Origin of the sequence: Streptomyces sp. NPDC003023, assembly GCF_042888225.1 — a bacterium.
Classification (GTDB): domain Bacteria; phylum Actinomycetota; class Actinomycetes; order Streptomycetales; family Streptomycetaceae; genus Streptomyces.
This window is the reverse complement of record NZ_JBIAPL010000001.1, coordinates 1,291,510-1,311,560: the sequence shown is the minus strand read 5'-3', so window position 1 is coordinate 1,311,560 and position 20,051 is coordinate 1,291,510. Positions and strand designations below refer to the sequence as shown.

Annotated in this window: 23 protein-coding genes; 11 read left to right on the top strand and 12 right to left on the bottom strand. The window is 70.4% G+C overall.

Annotated elements, in window-relative coordinates; genetic code table 11:
• Positions 1 to 28 precede the first annotated feature (28 nt).
• Both ACFYV1_RS05560 and ACFYV1_RS05555 read right to left on the bottom strand, forming a co-directional pair.
• On the bottom strand, positions 29 to 724 hold the full coding sequence (locus tag ACFYV1_RS05560; RefSeq protein ID WP_389394046.1) for an endonuclease V: 696 nt from the start codon (positions 722 to 724) through the stop codon (positions 29 to 31).
• 21 nt (positions 725 to 745) lie between these two features.
• On the bottom strand, positions 746 to 1,177 hold the full coding sequence (locus ACFYV1_RS05555) for a hypothetical protein (protein WP_389394045.1): 432 nt from the start codon (positions 1,175 to 1,177) through the stop codon (positions 746 to 748).
• Positions 1,178 to 1,388: 211 nt separating this feature from the next.
• Here ACFYV1_RS05555 and ACFYV1_RS05550 point away from each other — a divergent pair, with 211 nt between their 5' ends.
• A complete protein-coding gene (locus ACFYV1_RS05550) occupies positions 1,389 to 1,691 on the top strand; it encodes a YciI family protein (protein WP_389394044.1) in 303 nt (100 codons plus the stop codon).
• A gap of 51 nt (positions 1,692 to 1,742) precedes the next feature.
• Positions 1,743 to 2,219 carry a hypothetical protein gene (locus ACFYV1_RS05545; RefSeq protein WP_389394043.1) on the top strand — a complete coding sequence of 159 codons (477 nt, stop codon included), beginning with the start codon at positions 1,743 to 1,745 and terminating at the stop codon, positions 2,217 to 2,219.
• Positions 2,220 to 2,343: 124 nt separating this feature from the next.
• Here the strand turns inward: ACFYV1_RS05545 and ACFYV1_RS05540 are convergent, their stop codons facing one another.
• On the bottom strand, positions 2,344 to 3,462 hold the full coding sequence (locus ACFYV1_RS05540; RefSeq protein WP_389394042.1) for a WD40/YVTN/BNR-like repeat-containing protein: 1,119 nt from the start codon (positions 3,460 to 3,462) through the stop codon (positions 2,344 to 2,346).
• A gap of 192 nt (positions 3,463 to 3,654) precedes the next feature.
• On the opposite strand from ACFYV1_RS05540, the gene ACFYV1_RS05535 reads away from it, so the two are divergent.
• Positions 3,655 to 4,071: an SsgA family sporulation/cell division regulator gene (locus tag ACFYV1_RS05535; RefSeq protein WP_389394041.1), complete on the top strand. Its 417-nt coding sequence runs from the start codon at positions 3,655 to 3,657 to the stop codon at positions 4,069 to 4,071.
• Between the two features lie 26 nt (positions 4,072 to 4,097).
• Here ACFYV1_RS05535 and ACFYV1_RS05530 read toward each other — a convergent pair whose 3' ends face one another.
• Positions 4,098 to 4,916: an isocitrate lyase/phosphoenolpyruvate mutase family protein gene (locus tag ACFYV1_RS05530; protein WP_389394040.1), complete on the bottom strand. Its 819-nt coding sequence runs from the start codon at positions 4,914 to 4,916 to the stop codon at positions 4,098 to 4,100.
• A gap of 314 nt (positions 4,917 to 5,230) precedes the next feature.
• On the opposite strand from ACFYV1_RS05530, the gene ACFYV1_RS05525 reads away from it, so the two are divergent.
• The 5 genes from ACFYV1_RS05525 to ACFYV1_RS05505 all read left to right on the top strand — a co-directional run bounded on the left by ACFYV1_RS05525 (position 5,231) and on the right by ACFYV1_RS05505 (position 10,994).
• Positions 5,231 to 6,874, top strand: coding sequence for an ABC-F family ATP-binding cassette domain-containing protein (locus ACFYV1_RS05525; RefSeq protein WP_389394039.1), 1,644 nt, complete (start codon positions 5,231 to 5,233; stop codon positions 6,872 to 6,874).
• A 223-nt stretch (positions 6,875 to 7,097) separates the two neighbouring features.
• Positions 7,098 to 8,072 carry an acyl-ACP desaturase gene (locus ACFYV1_RS05520; protein WP_389394038.1) on the top strand — a complete coding sequence of 325 codons (975 nt, stop codon included), beginning with the start codon at positions 7,098 to 7,100 and terminating at the stop codon, positions 8,070 to 8,072.
• A 441-nt stretch (positions 8,073 to 8,513) separates the two neighbouring features.
• Positions 8,514 to 9,299 carry a hypothetical protein gene (locus tag ACFYV1_RS05515; protein ID WP_389394037.1) on the top strand — a complete coding sequence of 262 codons (786 nt, stop codon included), beginning with the start codon at positions 8,514 to 8,516 and terminating at the stop codon, positions 9,297 to 9,299.
• A gap of 73 nt (positions 9,300 to 9,372) precedes the next feature.
• Positions 9,373 to 9,831, top strand: a complete 459-nt coding sequence (locus tag ACFYV1_RS05510; protein WP_389394036.1) for a hypothetical protein — start codon at positions 9,373 to 9,375, stop codon at positions 9,829 to 9,831.
• A gap of 251 nt (positions 9,832 to 10,082) precedes the next feature.
• Positions 10,083 to 10,994, top strand: coding sequence for a chitosanase (locus tag ACFYV1_RS05505; RefSeq protein ID WP_389394578.1), 912 nt, complete (start codon positions 10,083 to 10,085; stop codon positions 10,992 to 10,994).
• Positions 10,995 to 11,096: 102 nt separating this feature from the next.
• Here ACFYV1_RS05505 and ACFYV1_RS05500 read toward each other — a convergent pair whose 3' ends face one another.
• Together ACFYV1_RS05500 and ACFYV1_RS05495 are read right to left on the bottom strand one after the other, a co-directional pair.
• A complete protein-coding gene (locus ACFYV1_RS05500) occupies positions 11,097 to 12,446 on the bottom strand; it encodes an SDR family NAD(P)-dependent oxidoreductase (protein WP_389394035.1) in 1,350 nt (449 codons plus the stop codon).
• 81 nt (positions 12,447 to 12,527) lie between these two features.
• Entirely contained in the window at positions 12,528 to 13,175 is a 648-nt protein-coding gene (locus tag ACFYV1_RS05495; RefSeq protein WP_389394034.1) for a maleylpyruvate isomerase family mycothiol-dependent enzyme, read from the bottom strand.
• Positions 13,176 to 13,212: 37 nt separating this feature from the next.
• Between ACFYV1_RS05495 and ACFYV1_RS05490 the strand changes: the two genes are divergently transcribed.
• Positions 13,213 to 13,386, top strand: a complete 174-nt coding sequence (locus tag ACFYV1_RS05490; RefSeq protein ID WP_389394033.1) for a hypothetical protein — start codon at positions 13,213 to 13,215, stop codon at positions 13,384 to 13,386.
• Between the two features lie 13 nt (positions 13,387 to 13,399).
• Here the strand turns inward: ACFYV1_RS05490 and ACFYV1_RS05485 are convergent, their stop codons facing one another.
• The 3 genes from ACFYV1_RS05485 to ACFYV1_RS05475 all read right to left on the bottom strand — a co-directional run bounded on the left by ACFYV1_RS05485 (position 13,400) and on the right by ACFYV1_RS05475 (position 15,921).
• Positions 13,400 to 13,831, bottom strand: a complete 432-nt coding sequence (locus tag ACFYV1_RS05485; RefSeq protein WP_389394032.1) for a hypothetical protein — start codon at positions 13,829 to 13,831, stop codon at positions 13,400 to 13,402.
• 136 nt (positions 13,832 to 13,967) lie between these two features.
• Complete coding sequence (locus ACFYV1_RS05480) at positions 13,968 to 14,237, bottom strand: WhiB family transcriptional regulator (protein ID WP_389394031.1); 270 nt, start codon at positions 14,235 to 14,237, stop codon at positions 13,968 to 13,970.
• Positions 14,238 to 14,490: 253 nt separating this feature from the next.
• Positions 14,491 to 15,921 (bottom strand): MFS transporter, encoded by a 1,431-nt coding sequence (locus ACFYV1_RS05475; RefSeq protein ID WP_389394030.1) that lies wholly within the window; start codon positions 15,919 to 15,921, stop codon positions 14,491 to 14,493.
• Between the two features lie 113 nt (positions 15,922 to 16,034).
• Between ACFYV1_RS05475 and ACFYV1_RS05470 the strand changes: the two genes are divergently transcribed.
• Positions 16,035 to 16,628, top strand: coding sequence for a TetR/AcrR family transcriptional regulator (locus ACFYV1_RS05470; RefSeq protein ID WP_389394029.1), 594 nt, complete (start codon positions 16,035 to 16,037; stop codon positions 16,626 to 16,628).
• A 55-nt stretch (positions 16,629 to 16,683) separates the two neighbouring features.
• Positions 16,684 to 17,607, top strand: a complete 924-nt coding sequence (locus ACFYV1_RS05465; RefSeq protein ID WP_389394028.1) for an SDR family NAD(P)-dependent oxidoreductase — start codon at positions 16,684 to 16,686, stop codon at positions 17,605 to 17,607.
• A gap of 98 nt (positions 17,608 to 17,705) precedes the next feature.
• Here ACFYV1_RS05465 and ACFYV1_RS05460 read toward each other — a convergent pair whose 3' ends face one another.
• The 3 genes from ACFYV1_RS05460 to ACFYV1_RS05450 all read right to left on the bottom strand — a co-directional run bounded on the left by ACFYV1_RS05460 (position 17,706) and on the right by ACFYV1_RS05450 (position 19,979).
• Positions 17,706 to 17,891, bottom strand: a complete 186-nt coding sequence (locus ACFYV1_RS05460) for a DUF397 domain-containing protein (RefSeq protein ID WP_389394027.1) — start codon at positions 17,889 to 17,891, stop codon at positions 17,706 to 17,708.
• The gene (locus ACFYV1_RS05455) at positions 17,888 to 18,742 is read right to left on the bottom strand and encodes a Scr1 family TA system antitoxin-like transcriptional regulator (RefSeq protein WP_389394026.1); all 855 of its coding nucleotides are present in this window, start codon (positions 18,740 to 18,742) and stop codon (positions 17,888 to 17,890) included. Before ACFYV1_RS05455 ends, ACFYV1_RS05460 begins: the two co-directional genes overlap by 4 nt.
• A gap of 226 nt (positions 18,743 to 18,968) precedes the next feature.
• The gene (locus ACFYV1_RS05450) at positions 18,969 to 19,979 is read right to left on the bottom strand and encodes a multicopper oxidase domain-containing protein (RefSeq protein ID WP_389394025.1); all 1,011 of its coding nucleotides are present in this window, start codon (positions 19,977 to 19,979) and stop codon (positions 18,969 to 18,971) included.
• Positions 19,980 to 20,051 lie beyond the last annotated feature (72 nt).

The window sequence follows — 20,051 nt, the reverse complement described above, 5'->3', positions numbered from 1 at the left end:
GCCGGGGCCTCCTGCGGCGCGCCGCACGTCACACTCCCGTCGCCTCCGCGAGCGCCTTGCGGCACAGGGCATCGGCCCTTCGTGTCGTCTCCGGCAGGCGGAACCGCGGCGTCAGCCGGAGAGTGTGCGCGCAGGCCGCGTCGAGCGTCATCCGGTGCCCGACCGAGACGAACACGGGCTTCACGGCCTTCTGCGTACGCAGCGCCCTGCCGACCTCCTCGCCGTCGTCGGCGACGAGAGCCGCGGATTCGCCGCGCGCCTCGCCCAGTTCACCGTAGGAGAAGACGAACGGGTTCTTCGCGACGCCCAGCACCGGCAGCCCGGTCAGTACGCCGAGATGGCCGGCGAGCCCGAACCGCCGCGGGTGCGCCCGGCCGTAGCCGTCGCAGACGACGAGGCCGGGGGCGGACTTCAGCGATTCGAGCGCGGCGATCACCGTCGGGATCTCGCGGAAGGCGAGCAGTCCGGGCACGTACGGGAAGGTGACCCGGCCGATCGCCGTGGCCTCCTCGACCACGTCCAGCGTCGCGGCGTCCAGCACGACCGCCGCCGCGGCGACGACATCGCGCTCGTCGTCGTACGCCACGTCGACACCGGTCACCAGGCCGGTGCCGACCGGCGGTCCGGACTCGTCCAGGACGACGCGTGTGCGCAGTTCGTCCTGGACGGCCAGGGCTTCTTCCTCGCTGGTGGGCCAGCCGGCGGGAGCTTCGACGATCTTCATGGTGCCGGCCAGCCTACGGGCCTAGTACCAGGGAGTCTCGGCCAGGTCGTGACCGTCGCAGGACAGGATCGCCCGCGAGAGACGGCCGTTGAGGTTGTTGGCGATCTTGGTGTAGGCGTAGGTGATGCCCGGGTCGACGGATTCGGAGACCCAGCCGCCGCCGTCTGCGCGCTGGGCCACGGCCACGCATCCGGGACGGGAGTTCTCGATGCGGGCGAACGAGCCGCAGGAGCCGGAGTAGTAGTACCGCAGCGTCATGCCCTCGGCGTACCGCACGTACTTCTGGGAGAACGTCCCGGAGCAGCCACCGACGGTCGGGTACTGGCCCTCGAAGGCGTAGGCCCCGTAGTTGCCGCCGGAGTACGAGGCGGCCTGGGCGGTGAACGGGGTGACAGCCAGTACCGCGGCGGCACCCGCGGCTGCCAGTACGGTCTTCATGAATCGACGCGACATGAACTCTCTCCTCCGTTGAAACTGCTGATCACAGGGCTTTGCCTACTGCATGGCCGTTCAGTTCCCGTGGCGGTGGCCGACAGGCGTCCGCACGGTCAATGACCATCGACGCAGCCGTCGCCGGGCCGGTTCCCGCGCGGCGCACGACGGCGTCGGCTCACCGCAGGTTGGCCGGATACATACGGTCCGGACGCCCGGTAGCCTGGCGATCATGTTTGTGATGGAGCTGACCTACACCGCGCCGATCGAGCGTGTCGAACCGCTGCTGGAAGCCCATGTGGCATGGCTGGACGCCCTCTACGAGGAGGGCGTCTTCATCGCCTCCGGCCGCAAGAAGCCGCGCGACGGCGGGATCATTCTCGCCGTGGGGGACGATCGCGCGGGCATCGAGAAGATCGCGGCGAGCGACCCCTTCGTCATCGGCGCGGTGTGCGCGTACCGGATCACGGAGTTCGTCGCGACCAAAACCGCCCCTGAACTGGCGCCCTACCGTCAGCAACTCCCCGCGCAGTGACGGCGGGGAGAGGTAGCCTGCCCTCCTGACTGATCACTTTCGGGGGGCGAAATGCGCGGGATAGGTCCGAGACGGGCGATCACCACGGTGGTGGCACTGGCCGGCGGTGCGTTTCTGGTGGGTGCGTCGCTGCTGCGGCTGGAGACGCAACTGTCGGGTGTGGCAGGCAGTTTCACGGCTGAGAGCTGCGCTCGGCCCGAGTACGGGGACAGTGACGACGGCCTGGAGTGCACAGGCACTTTCGAAGCCGGTGACGGCTCGTTCCGGATCACCGGCGTCGAGGTCGACACCACGTTCGAGGAGGAGCCGTCGTCGCCGGTGGCGACCGCCGTCGACGGTCCGTCCGCGACCACGGCGGTTCTCGACGAGAACCGGGTGTGGCTGCTTCCGGGTGGGACCGGTCTGCTGATCTTCGGCGTCGGCGCCTGGAACGTGTACTCGGCGCTGCGGCGCCCGCGCGACACCACGCGGGCGACCGGAGGAGGCGTCGCCGCGGGGCCGCAGCAGTCCGCGGGGACGCCGTCCTGAGTCCGCAGGCCGACGGACCGACGGACCGGGCGAGGGATCGACCGGTCCGTCGGCCGGTGCGTCGGCCGGTGCGTCGGCCGGTGCGTCGGTCCCGGAACTCCGGGCGGCGCGCGACGGACCCGTCTCAGAACTCCAGGCGCGCGACGCGGCCCTTCTCGCCCGCCGCCCAGCAGCCGAAGTCCGGCGTGCAGTCGACCGTGTCGAACGAGCCCGTGTCGACGGTGCGCCAGGTGCGTCCCCCGTCGGTGGTCAGGTCCGTCCCGGTGGGGCCGACCGCGAGCGCCGCGGACCGGCTGTGCGGCAGCCAGGCCACGCCCGAGCGGTAGGCGGGCGGCGGGGTCTTCGCCTGGCGCCACTCGGTGCCGCCGTCACCCGTGACGGCGGCCGCGCGGGGCGACGCCTGGTCGGCGCGGTAGTCGCCGCCGACCGCGAGGCCGTGCGTCCGGTCGCGGAACGCGAGGGCGAAGACGCCGCGGGCCGGGTCCCCGGCGGGGATCGTCGACTCGGCGACGGTCCAGTTCAGTCCGCGGTCGGCGGAGTGCATCACCCGGGCCCGGGCTCCCCCGCCGGTGGCCAGCCACACGTCCCGGGGACCGGAGCTGACGAGGCACTGCCCGCTCGCCGCGAAGCCGGCCTCGCCCGGCAGCGCGGCCGGCATCCCGGCGTCGGGGAGCACCTTCCACGAGCGGCCGCCGTCGCCGGTGGACAGGATGCGGTACTTGCCGTCGACGGGGTCGCTCATGGCCAGCCCGTGACGGCTGTCGAAGAAGGTGACGCAGTCGTAGAACGCCTTGGCGTCGGTGTTGCGGAACGACTCGGTCCAGCTCGCCCCGCCGTCCTCGGTGAGCAGCACCCGCGACGCCTCTCCCTCGCCGATGGCGAGGACCACTGCGCGTCGGGCGTCGAACGCCTCGATGTCACGGAACTCCAGCTCCTCCGCCCCGGGCGGCGACACGTCGAGCCAGTTACGGCCGCCGTCCACGGTGCGCAGCACGGTTCCCTTGGAGCCGGCGACCCACGCCGTCCGCCGGCTGACGGGTGCAAGCCCCCGCAGCCGTACGTCGGTTCCGGTGTCCTTCAGGTCCCAGCCGGGGGTGTCCTTCAGGTCCCAGCCGGGGGCGGGCGTCCCGGTCGGCCGGTCCGCGGCGGGTGCCGCCTGGGCCGGGGCCGCCAGTACGGCCGCCACCGCGGCCGCGCACAGTCCCACCGACACCGCTCTTCTCGTCTTCCCCATGGACGTCATGGCGCTGGAAGCTAGCTCACGCGCAGAGAGCCGTCCAGGGTGCGCAAGCGGCGGAAACCGGGCGCGATCAGCGGGCGGTGACACACGTCACGCTCCCCGACTGTGCACGGAATCACTCGTTCCGACGTCTTCTAGGGTGCCGGCAGATGCCGCACCCAGGACCCAGCGAGCCGCAATCGAAGGAGCGGGCCTTTGTCCACCGTCATCGAGCAGGCCGTCCAGGCCCGACTCGTCGCCTCCGCTCCCCAGATGGAGTCCGTCGCGGCGACACTGCACTACGACCGCCGCGACCCTTTCGCCGTCCGTATCGACTTCCCCGGCCCGGCGACGCTGGAGGGCACCGACGTGTCGTGGGCGTTCTCGCGGGAACTGCTCGCGGAGGGCGTCCGCGAGCCGGCCGGCCTCGGTGACGTGCGGGTCAGGCCGTACGGCTTCGACCGGACCGTGCTGGAGTTCCACGCCCCGGAGGGCATGGCCATGGTCCACATCCGCACCGGTGAGCTGCGGCACTTCCTCGAGCGGGTTCAGGAGGTGGTGCCGGCCGGCTGCGAGTACCTGTATCTGGGACTCGACGAGGACCTGACGGAACTGCTGCGCGACGCGGCCTGATCGCCGCCCGCGGGGCCGGGAGACGTTCACCTGCCCAGGAGTTCGTCGAGTTCGCCGTAGTCGTAGCCGCCGGCCAGTGAGTCGTACGTGCCGGCGGTGAGCAGTTCCCGAGCCGCGGCGCGCACCAGCGCGTGCGCCGCCTGCGCGATCGCCGAACCGGCGCTGACCCGTGCGACGCCGAGCCGGCCCAGCCGCGCGACGTCGGGCGCGCCGGGTCCGGCCATCACGTTGAGCGGGGCGTCGATCCCCTGAGCGAGCGCGGCCACGGTGCGCGGGTCCACGACGCCCGGTACGAAGATGCCGTCCGCTCCGGCGTCGACACATGCGGCGGCCCGCTTCAGGGTCTCCTCGAGCCGGTGCCTCTCCGGGCCGATCCCTGCCAGGTACACGTCGATGCGGGCGTTGACGAACAGGGGGACACCGGCGGCGTCGGCGGTCGCGCGCGCCGCCGCGATCCGCCGCTGGTGCTCTGCGGCGGGGCGGGGTCCGTCCTCGATGTTCACGCCTGCCACACCGGCGTCGAGGATCTCGCGGATCGTGTCCGCGACGCCGTCGGCATCGTTCGACCAGCCGCCCTCGATGTCCGCGCTGACGGGCACCTCCACGGCGGCGGCGATGCGGGCGACCCGTTCGAGTGCGGCCGCGCGGTCGAGCTGTTCGCCGTCCGCCGCGCCGAGGTCCCAGGCGACTCCGGCACTCGTGGTCGCGACGGCCGGTGCGCCGGCCTCGGCGACGATCCGGGCGCTCGCGGTGTCCCAGGCGTTGGGGAGGACGAGAGGGCCACTCGCGGTGTGGAGTGCGTGGAGGGCGTGGAAGCGGCGGGCCCGCTCCTGGATGTTCGTCATGCCGCGTACTCAAACAGCCGGGGCCCCGTCAGGGCTGGCAGGTTTCCGACATTGCAGTGGCGTTGACAGCCCCTCGCCGCACCTATACGGTGTACAGCGGTTCTGTTGTCGTCGATCGGAGTAGGACGTTGCTCGTCTGAGGTCTTGAGACACCGTGCAGCACAAGGCTTTCCGCCTGTGCGTCCGCGTGCGACCTCGACGACTCATGCCGTCCACTCCCCGACCGGGACCTTTCTCCTCTCCCGGCGTACCGTCGCCCCGCCTCGGTGTCTCCACCCGTTGCCCCTTTCCACATCAAGCAACCGGGAGGCCCTGTGTCCGCATCCCCCACCTTCATCACCTGCTCCGCACTCGACTTCGGATGGCCGGACGGCACCACCGTGTTCGAGGACTTCCAGCTGGCCGTCGGACCCGGCCGGACCGGTCTCATCGGTCTCAACGGGTCAGGAAAGTCAACTCTGTTGCGTCTGATCGCCGGTGCCCTCACGCCGACGGCGGGAACGGTCCGCACCATGGGCGACGTCGGCTACCTGCCGCAGAACGTGGTGCTCGACACCGGCCTGCGGGTCGACGAGGTGCTCGGCATCGCACCGGCACGGGCCGCCCTGCACGCCATCGAGGCAGGCGATCCCAGCGAGGAGCACTTCACCGCGGTCGGCGACGACTGGGACGTGGAGGAACGCGCACACGCCGCGCTGGACCAGTTGGGCCTCGGACACATCGGGCTCGACCGCACCATCGGCGAGGTGTCCGGTGGCGAAGGCGTCCTGCTCAGGCTGGCCGCGCTGCTGCTGGCCCGGCCCGATGTACTGCTGCTCGACGAGCCGACGAACAACCTCGACCTGTTCGCACGCCGACGCCTCCACGACGCCGTGGCCGGGTGGTCGGGTGTGCTGGTCGTCGTCAGCCACGACCGTCAACTGCTCGAGCTGGTCGACCAGATCGCCGATCTGCGGGAGGGAGAGGTCACCTGGTACGGCGGCAACTACTCCGCGTACGAGCAGGCACTGTCGGTCGAACAGGAGGCCGCGGAAAGGACGGTGCGCGCGGCCGAGGCCGACGTACAGCGACAGAAGCGCGAACTTGCCGACGCGCACGTCAAGTTGGCCCGCCGCAAGCGGTACGGCCAGAAGATGTACGACACCAAGCGCGAGCCCAGGATCGTGATGAACGCACGCAAGCGCTCCGCCCAGGAGTCGGCCGGCAAGCACCGGATCATGCACACGGAGAAACTCGCGGAGGCGAAGGAGCGGCTCGACGAGGCCGTGGAAGCGGTGCGCGACGACGACGAGATCCGCATCGACCTGCCCCACACCCTCGTCCACCCGGGACGGGGCGTCCTGCGACTGAGCGATCTGCGCCTGCGGTACGGGGCGGAGGTGAAGGGCGAGTTCGAGGTACGCGGGCCCGAGCGGATCGCTCTCGTGGGACGCAACGGCGCGGGCAAGACGACCCTGCTGCGCACGATCGCCGGCGAGCTGGAGCCGGTGGCCGGCGAGGCGACGGTCGAGGTCCCGATCCGCTTCCTGCCGCAGCGCCTCGACCTGCTCGACGACGGACAGAGCGTGGTGGAGAACGTGGCCCGGTTCGCCCCCGGCGCCACGAACAACCGGATCAGGGCACAGCTGGCGCGCTTCCTGTTCCGTGGGTCGCTCGCCGACCAGCCGGCCGGGACGCTGTCGGGCGGTGAGCGGTTCCGCGCGGCGCTGGCGGCGCTGCTGCTCGCCGAGCCGGCCCCGCAGCTGCTCATGCTGGACGAGCCGACCAACAACCTCGACATGGCGAGCGTGCGCAGCCTCACGGCGGCACTGGAGTCGTACGAGGGCGCGTTGATCGTGGCCAGTCACGACCCGGCGTTCCTGGAGTCCGTCGGCATCACCCGGCGCCTGCTGCTGGACGGGGAGCTGAGGGACATCTCGGAGGAGGAACTGCGGGAGGGGGTGTTCCGGACGGGATGATCCCGAAGCGGCGGACGGTTCGGCCCGGACGGGCCGGACCGTCCGCCGCGCCCGCATCGTGGAAGTGAGATGGCTCTCCGTAACCCCGTCCCGAGCTGCCCACATAGCCCCACGTAACCGGACATCACGGATCCGGGCTTGGACGAGGGCTTATGACGTGCTTAACCTACGGTTTCGTAACCTACGAGTACGTAGGTAACTCTCCCGTCCCCCAGGAGCCCCCGTGACGATCACCTCTCCCCACCTCGGCAGTTCGGAAGCGTGGACTGACGCCCGGCTGCTGTACGCGCTGGAAGAGGTGGTGGAGAAGGAGCTCAACCGCCATCTCAAGGTCGCCAAGGACTGGATGCCGCACGAGTACGTCCCCTTCTCCGACGGCCGCAACTTCCCCGGTTTCTTCGAGGACGGCGAGGCCTGGGAGACCGGCCAGTCCAAGGTCACCGACATCGGCAGGATCGCGCTGGTGGTGAACCTGCTCACCGAGGACAACCTCCCCAGCTACCACCACGAGATCGCCTCCCTCTTCGGCCGGGACGGCGCCTGGGGCACCTGGGTCCACCGCTGGACCGCGGAGGAGGGCAGGCACGGCATCGTGATGCGTGACTACCTGCTCACCTCGCGCGCCGTCGACCCGGACAAGCTCGAGCAGTTCCGGATGGCTCACATGGCGGAGGGCTTCGAGTCCGACAACCGTCACTCGATGCTGCACTCCGTCGCGTACGTCGCCTTCCAGGAGCTCGCGACCCGCGTCTCGCACCGCAACACCGGTCACCAGTCGGGCGACCCCGTGTGCGACCGGATGCTGGCGCGCATCGCCACCGACGAGAACCTGCACATGGTCTTCTACCGCAACCTGCTGGGCGCGGCCTTCGAGATCGCCCCCGACCTGACCATGCAGGCCGTGCGCGACGTGGTCGTCAACTTCCGGATGCCGGGGCACGGGATGCCGGGCTTCGAGCGGGCCGCCGCGCAGATGGCGATCGGCGAGATCTACAACATGCGCATCCACCACGACGACGTGCTCCAGCCGGTACTGCGTTTCCTGAAGGTCCTGGAGATCGACGGGCTGGGCCCTGAGGGTCTCAAGGCGCAGGAAGAGCTCGGCATGTACATGGGTGGCCTCGACGCGGAAGCGTGCAAATTCGACGAGAAGCTCGCGGCCCGCAAGGCGCGCATGGCCGCGCGCGCGGCGGGTTAGTGCTGCGCCGCGGAAGTTCCGCCGATGGCCTTCGCTCGTTGACCGGGCATGGTGCTTGATCCTGACGATCGGTGCGTGCTCGAGGAGCGGGTGCGGGCGCATACCACCGCGCAGCGGGCTGCCCGTCGGGCCACGCAAGGTTCTGCCGGCTTCCGGAGGGCGCCCGGCCCGGCGGACGGCGGAGGTCGTCCGCAGGTGATGTCTCCACGGTGGTGCGGTGGCGGGACCGGTCGGCCCGGAAGGGGCCGGCCGGGCCTGCCCGCCCGAGAACTGGCATCGTCTGCATCCCTGGGATCCGCGGTGACTGGGCGGCCTGCAGCACGACATCGCCGTTTGCTCCCGGGCCCACGTCCCCCGCAGAGGGTTCGTCTCCGTGGGCTAACATTCCGGCCAGTTGACGGCCGTTCCTCCCATCGGCCGGGGTGCACTGGAGGGAGAACGGTGGACCAGCACACACTGCCTGAACGGGACTTCTCGGTGTTCGCCGATCCCGTGCGGTTCTCCGGCCCGGAGCGGCTGCGGGTGACAGAGGCGATGATGCGCCTGGAAGCCGAACGGCTGCGGGTGGTCCGGGCGATGGAGCGCGGGCAGCCGGTCGCCGCACGTCTCCTCGGACGAGGCGGGCAGGAGATCAATCGGAATCTCAGCCGCGAGCTCCGGTCCCGGCGCACCCTCGACTCCGTCAAGCCCCACGGTTCCGTGGAGCGACTCGCCGTGAGTCTTCCTTACAACACGTTCGAGATGAACGCCGGCCTCCGGATGATCAGTGTGTGGAACCGCGACACGCTGAGCCCGGACGTGCGGCTTGCGCTGTCCGGTGAGGACCCGAAGGTGTACTTCTTCGGCTACGGTCCGTTGGAGATGAAGATCCTCGATGGGGTCGAGGCACTCCTCGAGGGGCCCACCGTCCGCAACCAGACCACCGTCATCGGCGTGCGGGATGCCGCGTGCATGGCCGCCGCGCGCCGCTACTGGGACGCGGTGCGTGCGACGGCGTACCCCTGTGCCGCCGAGGAACCACCCGCCGACGGCCTCACCGAACGCCAGCGCCGCATCGTCGCGCTCCTGCTCACCTGCTCGTCGGACGAGCAGATCGCCCGCCGGCTCGAGCTGAGCGTCCGCACGGTCCGGACGGAGGTCGCCGTGATCCTCGACCTTCTCGACGCTCCGACCCGCTTCGTGGCGGGGGTCCGGCTCCGCGAGCGCCTGAGCCGGATCACCGCCTGACCTGCCTGCCGCAACCGCCGTCGGCTGCAGGATGCTGCAATCTTATGTCGACGGCGCCCGGCATTCTCCTGCCATGCGAAAGTACGGAAAGTTCATGAGCGGTCTGACGGCCGTCGTCGGCACCGCGCTCGGGATGACCATGCTGGCTGCAACGCCGGCGTCCGCCACCCAGATCAGTCACCACTGCGAGGGCGCGGGGGTCGTCCGCTGCGCCAACGTCGAGATGCCGTCCATCGGGGTCTTCAACGCGCACGGCCGGGTGAGCGACACCGCCGGCGGCACCAACTACGACGTCCAGGTCATCGAGGTGCGGCTCGAGTACAACCTGAACGGCAACTGGTCACTCCTCCGGGACGAGTTCCCGGCCCACTACTGGTCACCCGACAAGGACGTCGAGCGCACCAGCACGTACTCGTGCGGTTCGTCGGCACGCAAGAGCGTCCGCGCGAAGGTCTACGTGCAGTGGCGGAGCGGCGGAACCGTGACCGGCGACTGGGTCACCACACCGTCGACGTACATCTGCCCCCGCTGATCGCATAGCCGCGAGCCCTGCAGCTTCCAGGTCGGGTTCTCGGCTCGGACCACTCGTCCGGATCAGGCCGGGCGCGCCGCAGCCCGCCGCACCTCACGGGGTCACGGCGGCTGCGGCGTGCCCGGCCGTGTCGCATGCCCCGGCCATCGCCCGGCCCTGCCCGCGGTCGGCCGAGGTCAGCGGGTGCGGCGGACCGCACCCAGGGCTTCTGGGAGGCGGTAGCGCACCGTACTCTGTCCGGCGTGAAGCCCTTGACGCGCATCGCCCTGGTCGGCGTCCCGACAGCCGTCGTCGCCTCCGTCTGGTTCGGTGCGGACAACGACTCGCAGCGACCCAAGGACGACCCGAGCCTGCGCATCAGCCGGACGACGCCGGCCCCCGACCCGCTCCAGGCGGGCACGCCGGACGAGCAGCGGGAGCTGGAGGCGCGCATCGACGCGCTGCCTCCGGGCCTCGCCGCCCCGGCGAAGAAGGAGATCGCGGCCAAGCTGGTGGCCAGCGCCGAGAACTCGACGCTGGACTGGCGCAGTCAGTACGGCGCCATCGAGGACATCGGTGACGGCAACGGCTACACGGCCGGCGTCATCGGCTTCTGCTCCGGCACCAACGACATGCTCCAGCTCGTCGAGTACTTCACAGAGCGGCACCCGGACAACCCGCTGGCCGGCTACCTGCCCGCCCTGCGCGCGGTCGACGGCACCGACTCCCACGAAGGGCTCGGCGCCCCGTTCGAGGCCGCCTGGGCCAAGGCCGCGGAGGATCCCGCCTTCCGCGAGGCACAGGACGTGATGCGCGACCGGATCTACTTCGACCCGGCGGTGCGGCTGGCCAAGATGGACGGTCTGTCCACGCTCGGCCAGTTCATCTACTACGACGCGATGGTGCTGCACGGGCCGGGCGTGGGGCCGCAGGGTTTCTACGGCATCCGTGAGGCGGCGATGAGGACGGCGGACACGGCCGCGGAGGGCGGCGACGAGAAGGCGTACCTGAACAGCTTCCTCGACGCCGGCCGGGCCGTGATCGGCCGGCAGAAGACCGAGGAGACCAGGGACTCGTCGCGCATCGACACCGCCCAGCGCGTGTTCCTCCGCGAGGGGAACACCGGACTGGACACGCCGCTTCAGTGGCGCGTGTACGGCGAGACGTTCCGCATCGGGTCCTGACCGGCCGGCCTCACGGTCCGCCCTCGCTGTTTGAGCCTCACCGCTCGAGCCTTACCGTTCGAGCCTCACCGCTCGATCCTTCCGGCTCTCACCGTCCGCCCCTCACCACTCGGCCTCCTGGTAGTCCTTCAGGAACACCCCGGCGACGGGGGACCCGGTCTCTCCCCGCACGATCGGGTCGTAGATCCGAGCCGCGCCGTCCACGACGTCCAGCGGGGTGCGGATCCCGGCGGCGGCGATCCGCGCCTTGCGGGGCGCCGGGTTCTCGTCCGTTATCCACCCCGTGTCGACACTGCACATGTGGACGCCCTCCGCGGCGAGTTGGGCCGCGCTGGTCCGGGTGAGCATGTTGAGCGCGGCCTTCGCCATGTTGGTGTGGGGATGGCGCGCCGTCTTGTTCCGCACCGCGAAGCGTCCCTCGACGGCCGTCACGTTCACGATGTAGCGGTTCCGCCGGGGCGAGGCGAGGAGCAGCGGCAGCAGCCGGTCCGCCAGCAGCACCGGGGCCAGGGCGTTGACGAGCTGGGTCTCCAGCAGTTCCGTCGGGTCCAGGGCGCCGAGCCGGGCGGACCAGGAGTTGTCGGCCGAGGTGTCGGGCAGCAGCCCTGCGGCGTCGGTCTCCCCCAGCACCAGCGCCACGGCCCCGCCGGCCGCGCCGCCCACGGCGTCGACCGCGGCCATCGGCGCGTACCCCGGCGCGGGAAGTATCCGCGGGGACGCGGCGCCGCTCTCGCCGGCGGCCAGCAGCGCGTACGACTGCGCAGGGCGGCGCACCGTCTGCGCCGCGTTGTTGACCAGTACGTCGAGCGGCTCACCCCGCGCCCTGAGCTCGTCGCACACACCGAGGACCTGCCGCGGGTCACGGAGGTCGACGGCCACCACCGTCAGCCGGTCCAGCCAGCGCTCGCTGCCCGGCACGGCCCGGAAACGGCGCAGCGTGTCGTCGGGGAACCGGCTGGTCACCAGCATCTCCGCGCCGTCACGCAGCATCATCAGGGCCAGCTGGAACCCGATCTTCACCCGGCCCCCGGTGAGCAGCACCCGCCGCCCGGTCAGATCGGTGGACAGATCGCGGCGCGCCGTGTTGTCGGCGGCGCACGACGGGCAGAGCTGGTGGTAGAAGTCATCGACCTGTCGGTAGAACGACTTGCAAACATAGCAACGGCGCGGCCGGGCGTAGTGAGCCGCCGGCGAACCGTCGCGGACGGCCTCCACGGGCACGTCCTCACGCCGGTCGAGTGCCCCGGTCGCCGTGGCGGCCGCGACAGCAGAGTCCACCCGAGCACGGGCCCGCCGCAGCTCCTTGCGCCGCCTGTTGCGGCTCTCACGCGCGAACGAGGAGGCGATCTCCTCGCCCCGCGCACGCATCGGATCTGCGAGAGGCAGAGCACGCAGCCTGCCCACCGTGCGTCGATAGGCCTCCAACTCGTCCTCTGTCACCTGGTCGTTCATCAGTGCTCCCCGCCCCTGCTGCCGTCCGGTGATCTTGGCGTGCCCCCTGGCCCGAAGTCCAGGGATTTCGCCGGACACCGGTCAGGTCGGCTGCCTCAGCGCCCCGGCTCCCTGGCCGTCCAGGTCGTCGAGCGCCACGGGCCGCCCCATAATCGCGAGAAGCAGCGAAAGCGCGGATCCGGTCACTTCCGGACCATCGCCGATCGACACATCGGCATCGGTTGCCGTGAGGCGGAGAGGGGCCACGAGTTCCTTGGCGCCGCCGAAGGACACCGGGGTGCGTGCCTGCAGGCGAAGCGCCCTGACGACGGCATCTTCGGGATAGATGCGGGTGAGTCCCAGCGGGCGGCGGATGTCCTCACCGTGGACGACCTGCTCGACAATCCGGCTGTCGAGGGGCGCCGGAGGGGTCGACGTGCGCGAGGCCACCTGACGAAGCCGCGCCAATGTCTCCCGCGGTGAGGCACCGCGCTCCCGCGCCACACCGCGAGCATTCTGGCGGTGGAAGTCGAACCGTGCCCGGGCGAGGCCGACCACGAAGCCGAGACGCGTCGTGCGAGCTGAATCGACCATGTGGGCAACGACGTCGTGGACCGTCCACCCATCGCAAAGCGACGGCTGTTCCCACTGCTTGTCATCGAGACCCTCGAGGTCATGGATCAGTGCCGCCCGCTCCACCCGCACGATCGGCCAGACATCTCTGACGCGCTCCGGATTTCCCATGGCCATCGTCTCTCCTCGATGATCGGCTTCTTGCCCTCGAGAGATGCAGACTCACGATCGCCGCGGAATTCATCGCGAAGAGCGGTCCTCCACCTGCGCCACCGTGTCCCGCGTCGCCTCCCGCGTCGTCTCCACCGGAGCGTGCCACGGGTACGGCAAGCCGGCGGTCCGCTACGAGGCGACCGTCCTGACCGCTGCCGTGAACGAGTGGCTGTGATCGGCACCCGCCGCTAGAGCTCGTAGTCCTGGGCCAGTTCCTCCCAGCGAATGCTGCGCAGCACAAGGTCGGTGTCGTCGCCCGACGGGACATCCGAGCCGGTCTGGAACCAGATCACGGTGAGAGCGGAACGGTGCAGCACCGGGTCGAGCTCACGGGCGACCGCTGTCGAGCGGAAGGCCCCGATGCAGGCCACGGAAGGCAGCACCTCAACGGGGCCGAAGGCGCCGGCGGTCTGGTCCGGGTGCTCGAGGGAGGGCGGAACCAGATGGACCGGCGTGGCGGGAAAGGCACGTTCGGCCTGCCGCTGAAGGCCCCTGACCTTCATGTCGTTGACGGGTTTGCACGGGTAGCCCTCCAGCATGTCTCCGTAGGTCGAAGACATGCGCAGCTCGGTGAGCTGGATCGAACGTCCGGACAAGAGGGCTATGCGGCTCAGGGACATGCCGACACCCTATGTACCGGATTCCCGCCGGGCGGCCGTGAGCCTTGACGGCGGTGACCGTCGGGCAGGAGCCGGACGGTGGGTGTGGTGGGCGTGAACGCTTCACCGCGTCGGGTGTCCGTCCGGCGCAGCGGCTCTAGGAGGCCGTCGGGCGGGAGGCGAGCTTGAGTCGGTGCCGCTCCTTCTCCGAGAGACCGCCCCAGACTCCGAACCTCTCGTCGTGGGTCAGCGCGTACTCCAGGCACGCCACCCGGCCTTCGCACGCTCCGCAGAGCTGCTTGGCCTCGCGGGTGGAGGATCCGGGGGCCGGGAAGAAGAACTCGGGCCCCGCCTGGGCGCACAAGGCACTCTCCTGCCAGGAGAGTTCGTGCTCGGTGGTGTTGCTGGTGGTGGTGATGATCGGCATGCGGAACACGTTGCCCGTGGCCGATAAACAGCGGATCAATGACGCATCAACGACCGATGCCACCCGGGCCGCCGCCGATTCTGCCCGGGCCCCGTGCCCGGTCGCACGACGGCGCGCCGGGCGCTTCCCGGGCACGCCGTGACCGCGTCGCTCCACGGTCGCGGCGCTGGGTCTCCGGTCATGGCGACGAGCAAGGCCCGTGCCGCGCAGGCACCCGGCACATCCCCTGGCCGACGCGCCGCCGGACCGGCCGTCAGTGGCCGGGGGCCGGGTTGTGGGCCGGGGCGGACTTCGGCAGAAGCCTCAGGAGGGGCAGGCAGATCACGGTGACGGCCATGACGGTGATGATGGCGAGGGTCATGGCGTGGTCGGGGGCCCCGCCGTGGAGGTAGACGGTGGTGACGGTTGCGGAACCCAGGGCGGTGGCGAGTTGCTGGACGGCGGTGAGGGTGCCGCTTGCGCTGCCTGCTTCGGCGGGGGCGGTGTCACCGATGGTGATGTCGAAGAGGGTGCCGAAGCAGGCGCCCATACCGATGCCGGTCAGGACGCCGGCGGGTGCCAGGGCGAGCAGCGTGACGTCGGTGCCGCTGGTGATCACCAGAGCCAGCAGCCAGCCGGCTCCCGCGAGGGTGACCAGCATGCCGACGAGGATCAGGGTGCGGCCCAGCTTCTTGGTCAGGGCCATACCCGCCCCGGCTCCGGCGATGATGCCGAGGGTCAGCGGCAGCAGGCCCAGGGCGGCGCTGCCGGGGCCTGCGCCCAGGGCCTGCTGGATGAACAGGGAGATGACGAAGCCCAGTCCGTTGGTGACGGCGAAGAACATCAGCCCGACCAGCAGCCCTGAGGTGAAGCCCTTGTTGCGGAACAGAGAGGGCTCGATGAGCGGCGCGGCAGCGGTGCGCTGACGGCGCGCGAACAGCAGCAGGAAGATCACGCCGATGGCCAGGGCCGCGAGGGAGAAGGGGCTCCAGTCGGTCTCGGAGCCTTCGATGAGGCCGAACATCGTCCCGAACATGGCCACGGCGAGGATGCCCGCGCCTGCACCGTCCACGGTGACGGACCGGTCGGCGTTGTCTCGGGGCAGGATCCGGGCGGCCAGAACGACGCCGAGGGTGCCCAGGAGAAGGTTGACCAGGAAGATCGGTCGCCAGGACAGGCCGGCGAAGTCCGCGTCGATGACGAACCCGGCGAGAACCGGCCCGCCGACCGTGGCGATCCCCAGCAGCGGCCCGAACAAGTTGAACGACGTACGCCGCATGTCGGGGGTGAAGTGACGGGTGATGATCGCCATGCCCTGCGGGACGAGGAGGGCCCCGAAGGCGCCCTGCAGGATCCGCGCGAAGATCAGCACGCCGGGTCCGGCAGCCAGTCCGCAGGCCGCCGAGGCGAGCGTGAAGCCGCTCATGCCGATCAGGAAGAGGCGGCGCTGTCCATAACGGTCGCCGAGGCGTCCGCCGATGACCAGCAGGACGCCCATGGCCAGGGCGTAGGACGCCCCGAGCCACTTGATCAGACCGGCGCCGCCGCCGATGTGGTCCACGATCGTGGGCGCCGCGATGTTCGTGACCGTCGCGTCGATCATGTCGAGCGCGTCGGCGAGGAGGACCAGAGCCAGGACCGCCCACATCGCGAGCTTGCCGAGCGGTGCTCCTGTCGGAGGCCGGACCTCTGTGGTGATGGACATGACTGTGCCTCCAGGAGTGAACAAGGTTGGATTTCCCACTCACCAAGAAACACCACTCAGACCAAAACTGCAATCAGTAGTGTTTTGTAGGGTGTGGTGTTATCTTTTCCGGCATGGCGACCACTGGAAGCGCGCCCGGCAGGCGCGAACGCAAAAAGGCGGCGACTCGCAGGGCCCTGGCCGACGCGGCGCTGGAGCTGTTCCTGGAGCACGGCTACGAGAAGGTGACCATCGCGCAGATCGCCGATGCCGCGGACACCGCGACCACGACCCTGTTCGCGCACTTCCCGGCGGGCAAGGAAGCGCTGATCCTCGACGACAGCGGGGAGCGGGAAGCGTCCCTGGCCGACGCGGTCCGCAACCGGCCCGAGGGCAGCTCGGCTCTGGACGCCCTGCACGCCTTCTTCGCCGGCCGACCCCCTTTCGCCGACGGCCAGGACCTGCCGGAGCGCTACCGGCGCGCGGCGGAACTGGTGATGAACACTCCGGCTCTGTGGGCCTACGCACGTCAGGTCTGGGTGGCCTGCCAGGACCCGCTCGCCCGTCTGCTCGCCGAAGCCGCCGGACAGGACGAGCCCGACGAGTCCCTCCACGTCCTGGCCCGCTACGTGCTGGAGATCCCCGACCTGGCATCGGGCCGCCCCGACCGCAAGGCCGTCCTCGCCGAGGCGTTCCGCCGCCTCAAGCTGGCCTGGCCCGAACTCTGACCTGCCCTCATCGCCGCCTACGGGCCCCACCGGCGACACCCCGCAAGGAGCCCCCGTGGCCTGGAACGTTCACCGGCCCCCGCGCGCCGACGGCACCACCGTGCTCGTGACCGGCGGCAACGCCGGCATCGGCTACTTCATCGCCGAGCAGCTCGCCGCCGCCGGAGCAACCGTCGTCATCGGCAGCCGCAGTCCGGCGAAAGCCGTCGCCGCCGTGGATGCCATCACGGCCCGCGTCCCCGACGCCCGGGTACGGCACATCCCGCTGGACCTGACCGACCTCGCCTCCCTGAAGGCGTCCGTCAGCCAGATGGACACCGGCGCCCTCGACGCCGTCGTCCTCAACGCGGGCATCGCACCGGACAACCCGCCCCGCAGGCAGAGCCGGGGCGGCCACGAACTGATGCTGGCAACCAACCACCTCGGCCATTTCGCCCTGGTGCACCGGCTGGAACCCTGGCTGAAGGCGGCTCCGGCCGCCCGGATCGTCACCATGGGCAGTTTCACCGCCCGAGCCCAGCGCCTGGACCTCGACGACCTGCAATCCGTACGCGACTACGACCCCAAGCGCACCTACGAACGCTCCAAGCTCGCCCAGGTGACCTTCGCCTTCGAACTCGACCGCCGGCTACGCGCCTCCGGAAGCACCTGCATGAGCGTGATCGCCCACCCCGGCGGCGCCCTGGACTCGCTCACCCCGGCCCGCCCCGGCGTCCATCAGCGCTCGGGGACGCGGCATCTGACGGCCTTGCCGGCGAAGCTGCTCGTGCAGGGCAAGGACGCCGGTGCCTGGGCCGCCGTCCGCGCCACCCTCAACCCGGACGTCCAAGGCGGCCAACTGTGGGGCGCCCGCTGGTTCGGCCTCAGAGGCAAACCCCGCCTCGAAACACCCCACTCCCACATGACCGACCGCTCCACCGGCCAAGCCCTCTGGGAAGCGAGCGTCCGACTGACCCACGTGGACCCCTTCGCCGCCTGACGGCCGCAACAACGGTAGCCGGTGGCGCAGATGACGGTCGCTGTCGTTGTCGCGCCCCGGCGGGTGGGCGCCCCGGCGCCGGGGCCCCCCATAAGGTGTCAGGCCTCCGCGGCGTACGAGACGAAGCTCGTCCATGTGGTGGGTGAGACGGCGAGCTGAGGGCTCCGCTCGACCTTGGAGTCGCGGACGTGGACCGTCTCTGGCGTCGTCGCCACCTCGATGCAGTCGTCGCCAGAGCTTCCGCTGTGGCTGCTCTTGAACCAGGCCAGTTCTGTGGTGCTCATGCCGCTCCTCGCATCCGACGCAGCAGGCCCCCGGATTCCTCCAACGAGAGGGCCTGTGACCGCATCCTGGCATACCGCATCTGGAGCATGCTGACCACTTTGGGGTCCGAGATGAACTGGCCGCTCTCCTGCCCCTCGCAGTAGGCGAACCACCTGTTGTCCGGAGTCTCCAGCAGGCGGATCGGACCGTCGAGCCCGGCATGCGTGAGGCGTGACTGCGGCATGACCTGGACCTCGATGTTCCGGAGTTCCGCCAGGGCGAGGACACTGGGCAGCAGTTCCGCGCACGCCTCCACGCCTCGCCGGAGCACATGCTCCTCGACGATGAAGCTGAACGCCGTGTTCGGGCGCTCACGCAGCAGCCGCTGACGCTCCGTCCGCGCCGTGAGACGTTCCTCGATCTGCTCGTCGCCGAGTGGCGGGAGACGCTCCGAGAACAAGGCACGCGCGTACGCCTCCGTCTGCAGCAGTCCGGGGACCAACCGGCACTCGTACGTGTAGAGGTTGACCGCCTCCGCCTCCAGCTGTGCCCACTGGCGGAACCAGCTCGCGATTCCCGGCCGCCGCGACAGGTGCTTCGCCGCTCCCTTGAGCACCCCGAACGCGTCGAGCACTTCCTCCGCCCGGTCCACGAAGTCCACCGGAGGGAAACGGCGCCCCTGCTCGATCGACGCGACCGTCGGCACCGAGTACCGGACCTGGGGCGCGAACTGCTCCTGTGTCAGCCGTGCTCGTCTGCGGAGCGCTTTGACGACCTCCCCGAACGATTTGAGACTGTCGGAGCTCTCCGGCTCCGCCCCGCTCGCCGTTCCGTTGTCCCCCGCAGCGTTGCCGCTGCCGCCTGCCGTCATGCCGCCCACCTCCACGTACCGTGCCGCAACTCCCCCATCGTCACGGTCGGTTACGGGCCGTGTCCACTGAGCGTACCCGTACGCTGACACAGCGTACGGGTACGGGGACTGGCGCGCGGCGCGGGCCGTATGCAGGATCGGCCACCCCGGTCGGGGCGGTTCGCGACGTCGCGGCGGTTCGCGGCGGCGCGGCGTCAGCCCGGCGGGGAGCCGCCGCCGGCTGGCCTCAGTGGGCGTGGTCGGTGTCGCCGGAGGTCTCGGTGCCGGACGCCGGGTGGTGCGGCTCGTGACCAGGGATGGTGCCGTCCGTCTTGGCCACGAGGAAAAGCCCGGCCATACCCATGTCCGAGTGGCTCTGGACGTGGCAGTGGTACATCCACGCGCCCGGACCCACGTGTTCACCGGCGATCACCTGGAAACCGAAGGAGTCCGCCGGCCCCGTGATCTTGTTGTCGATCACCCGGCTGACGTCCTCCGGGCCCGACAGCAGCCCCGTCCTGTTGTCCGCCCAGCGATGACCGTGCATGTGGAAGGTGTGGTAGTACTCGCCGTGCGTGATCATGATGATCTCGACGCGCTCGCCCACGGTGGCGAGGAAGTTGGGCGGATCGGCGGCCGGATGGTTGTTGATCGTCATGTCGTTGAAGACGATCGTGAACTGCTTGTCGGGAAGGATGTCGTCCTTCCTGCGCACCACGAGCGCGCCGTAGAGGCCCTTGCGGATCCCGCCGGTGCCGTGGTCGGTGCCGACCACGTGGTCGTGGTAGTGCCAGTAGCCCGCGCTACCGGCCCGCCACGTCCCGTCGGGCCGCCGGCCGGGGGCGTGGGTGCGCCAGGTGTAGGTGCGGGTGGCGCCGGGTTCGACATGGCTGCGGCTCATCCTGGTGCCGTCGTTGGCGATGTCGTAGTCGACGCCGTGCGGGTGCAGGCTGACCGGTACGTCCATCAGGTTCTCGAACTCGATGTGCAGCGTGTCGCCTTCGACGAGTTCGATCAGCGGACCGGGGACGGTCGCCTTGCCCTTCTCCAGGCCGTAGCCCATCCGCCCGTCCGCGAGTTTCTCCGCGTACAGCCGCAGATGGCGTACCTCGCCGCCCGCCTGGGCAGTCTTGGGTGCGCCCTTCGCGGGGGCCGGGGCCGCATTGGAGGCGGAAGCGATCGACAACGATGTCACGCCGGTGGCGGCCGCGGCCGCGCTGCCCGCGAGCAGGCGTCGGTTGAAGCTCCGTCTGTCCATGTCGAACTCCTCTGTCATCGGCAGAGATTGACGGGGCGCACTGCCCCCGGGGACGGCCACACCGTAGCGGGG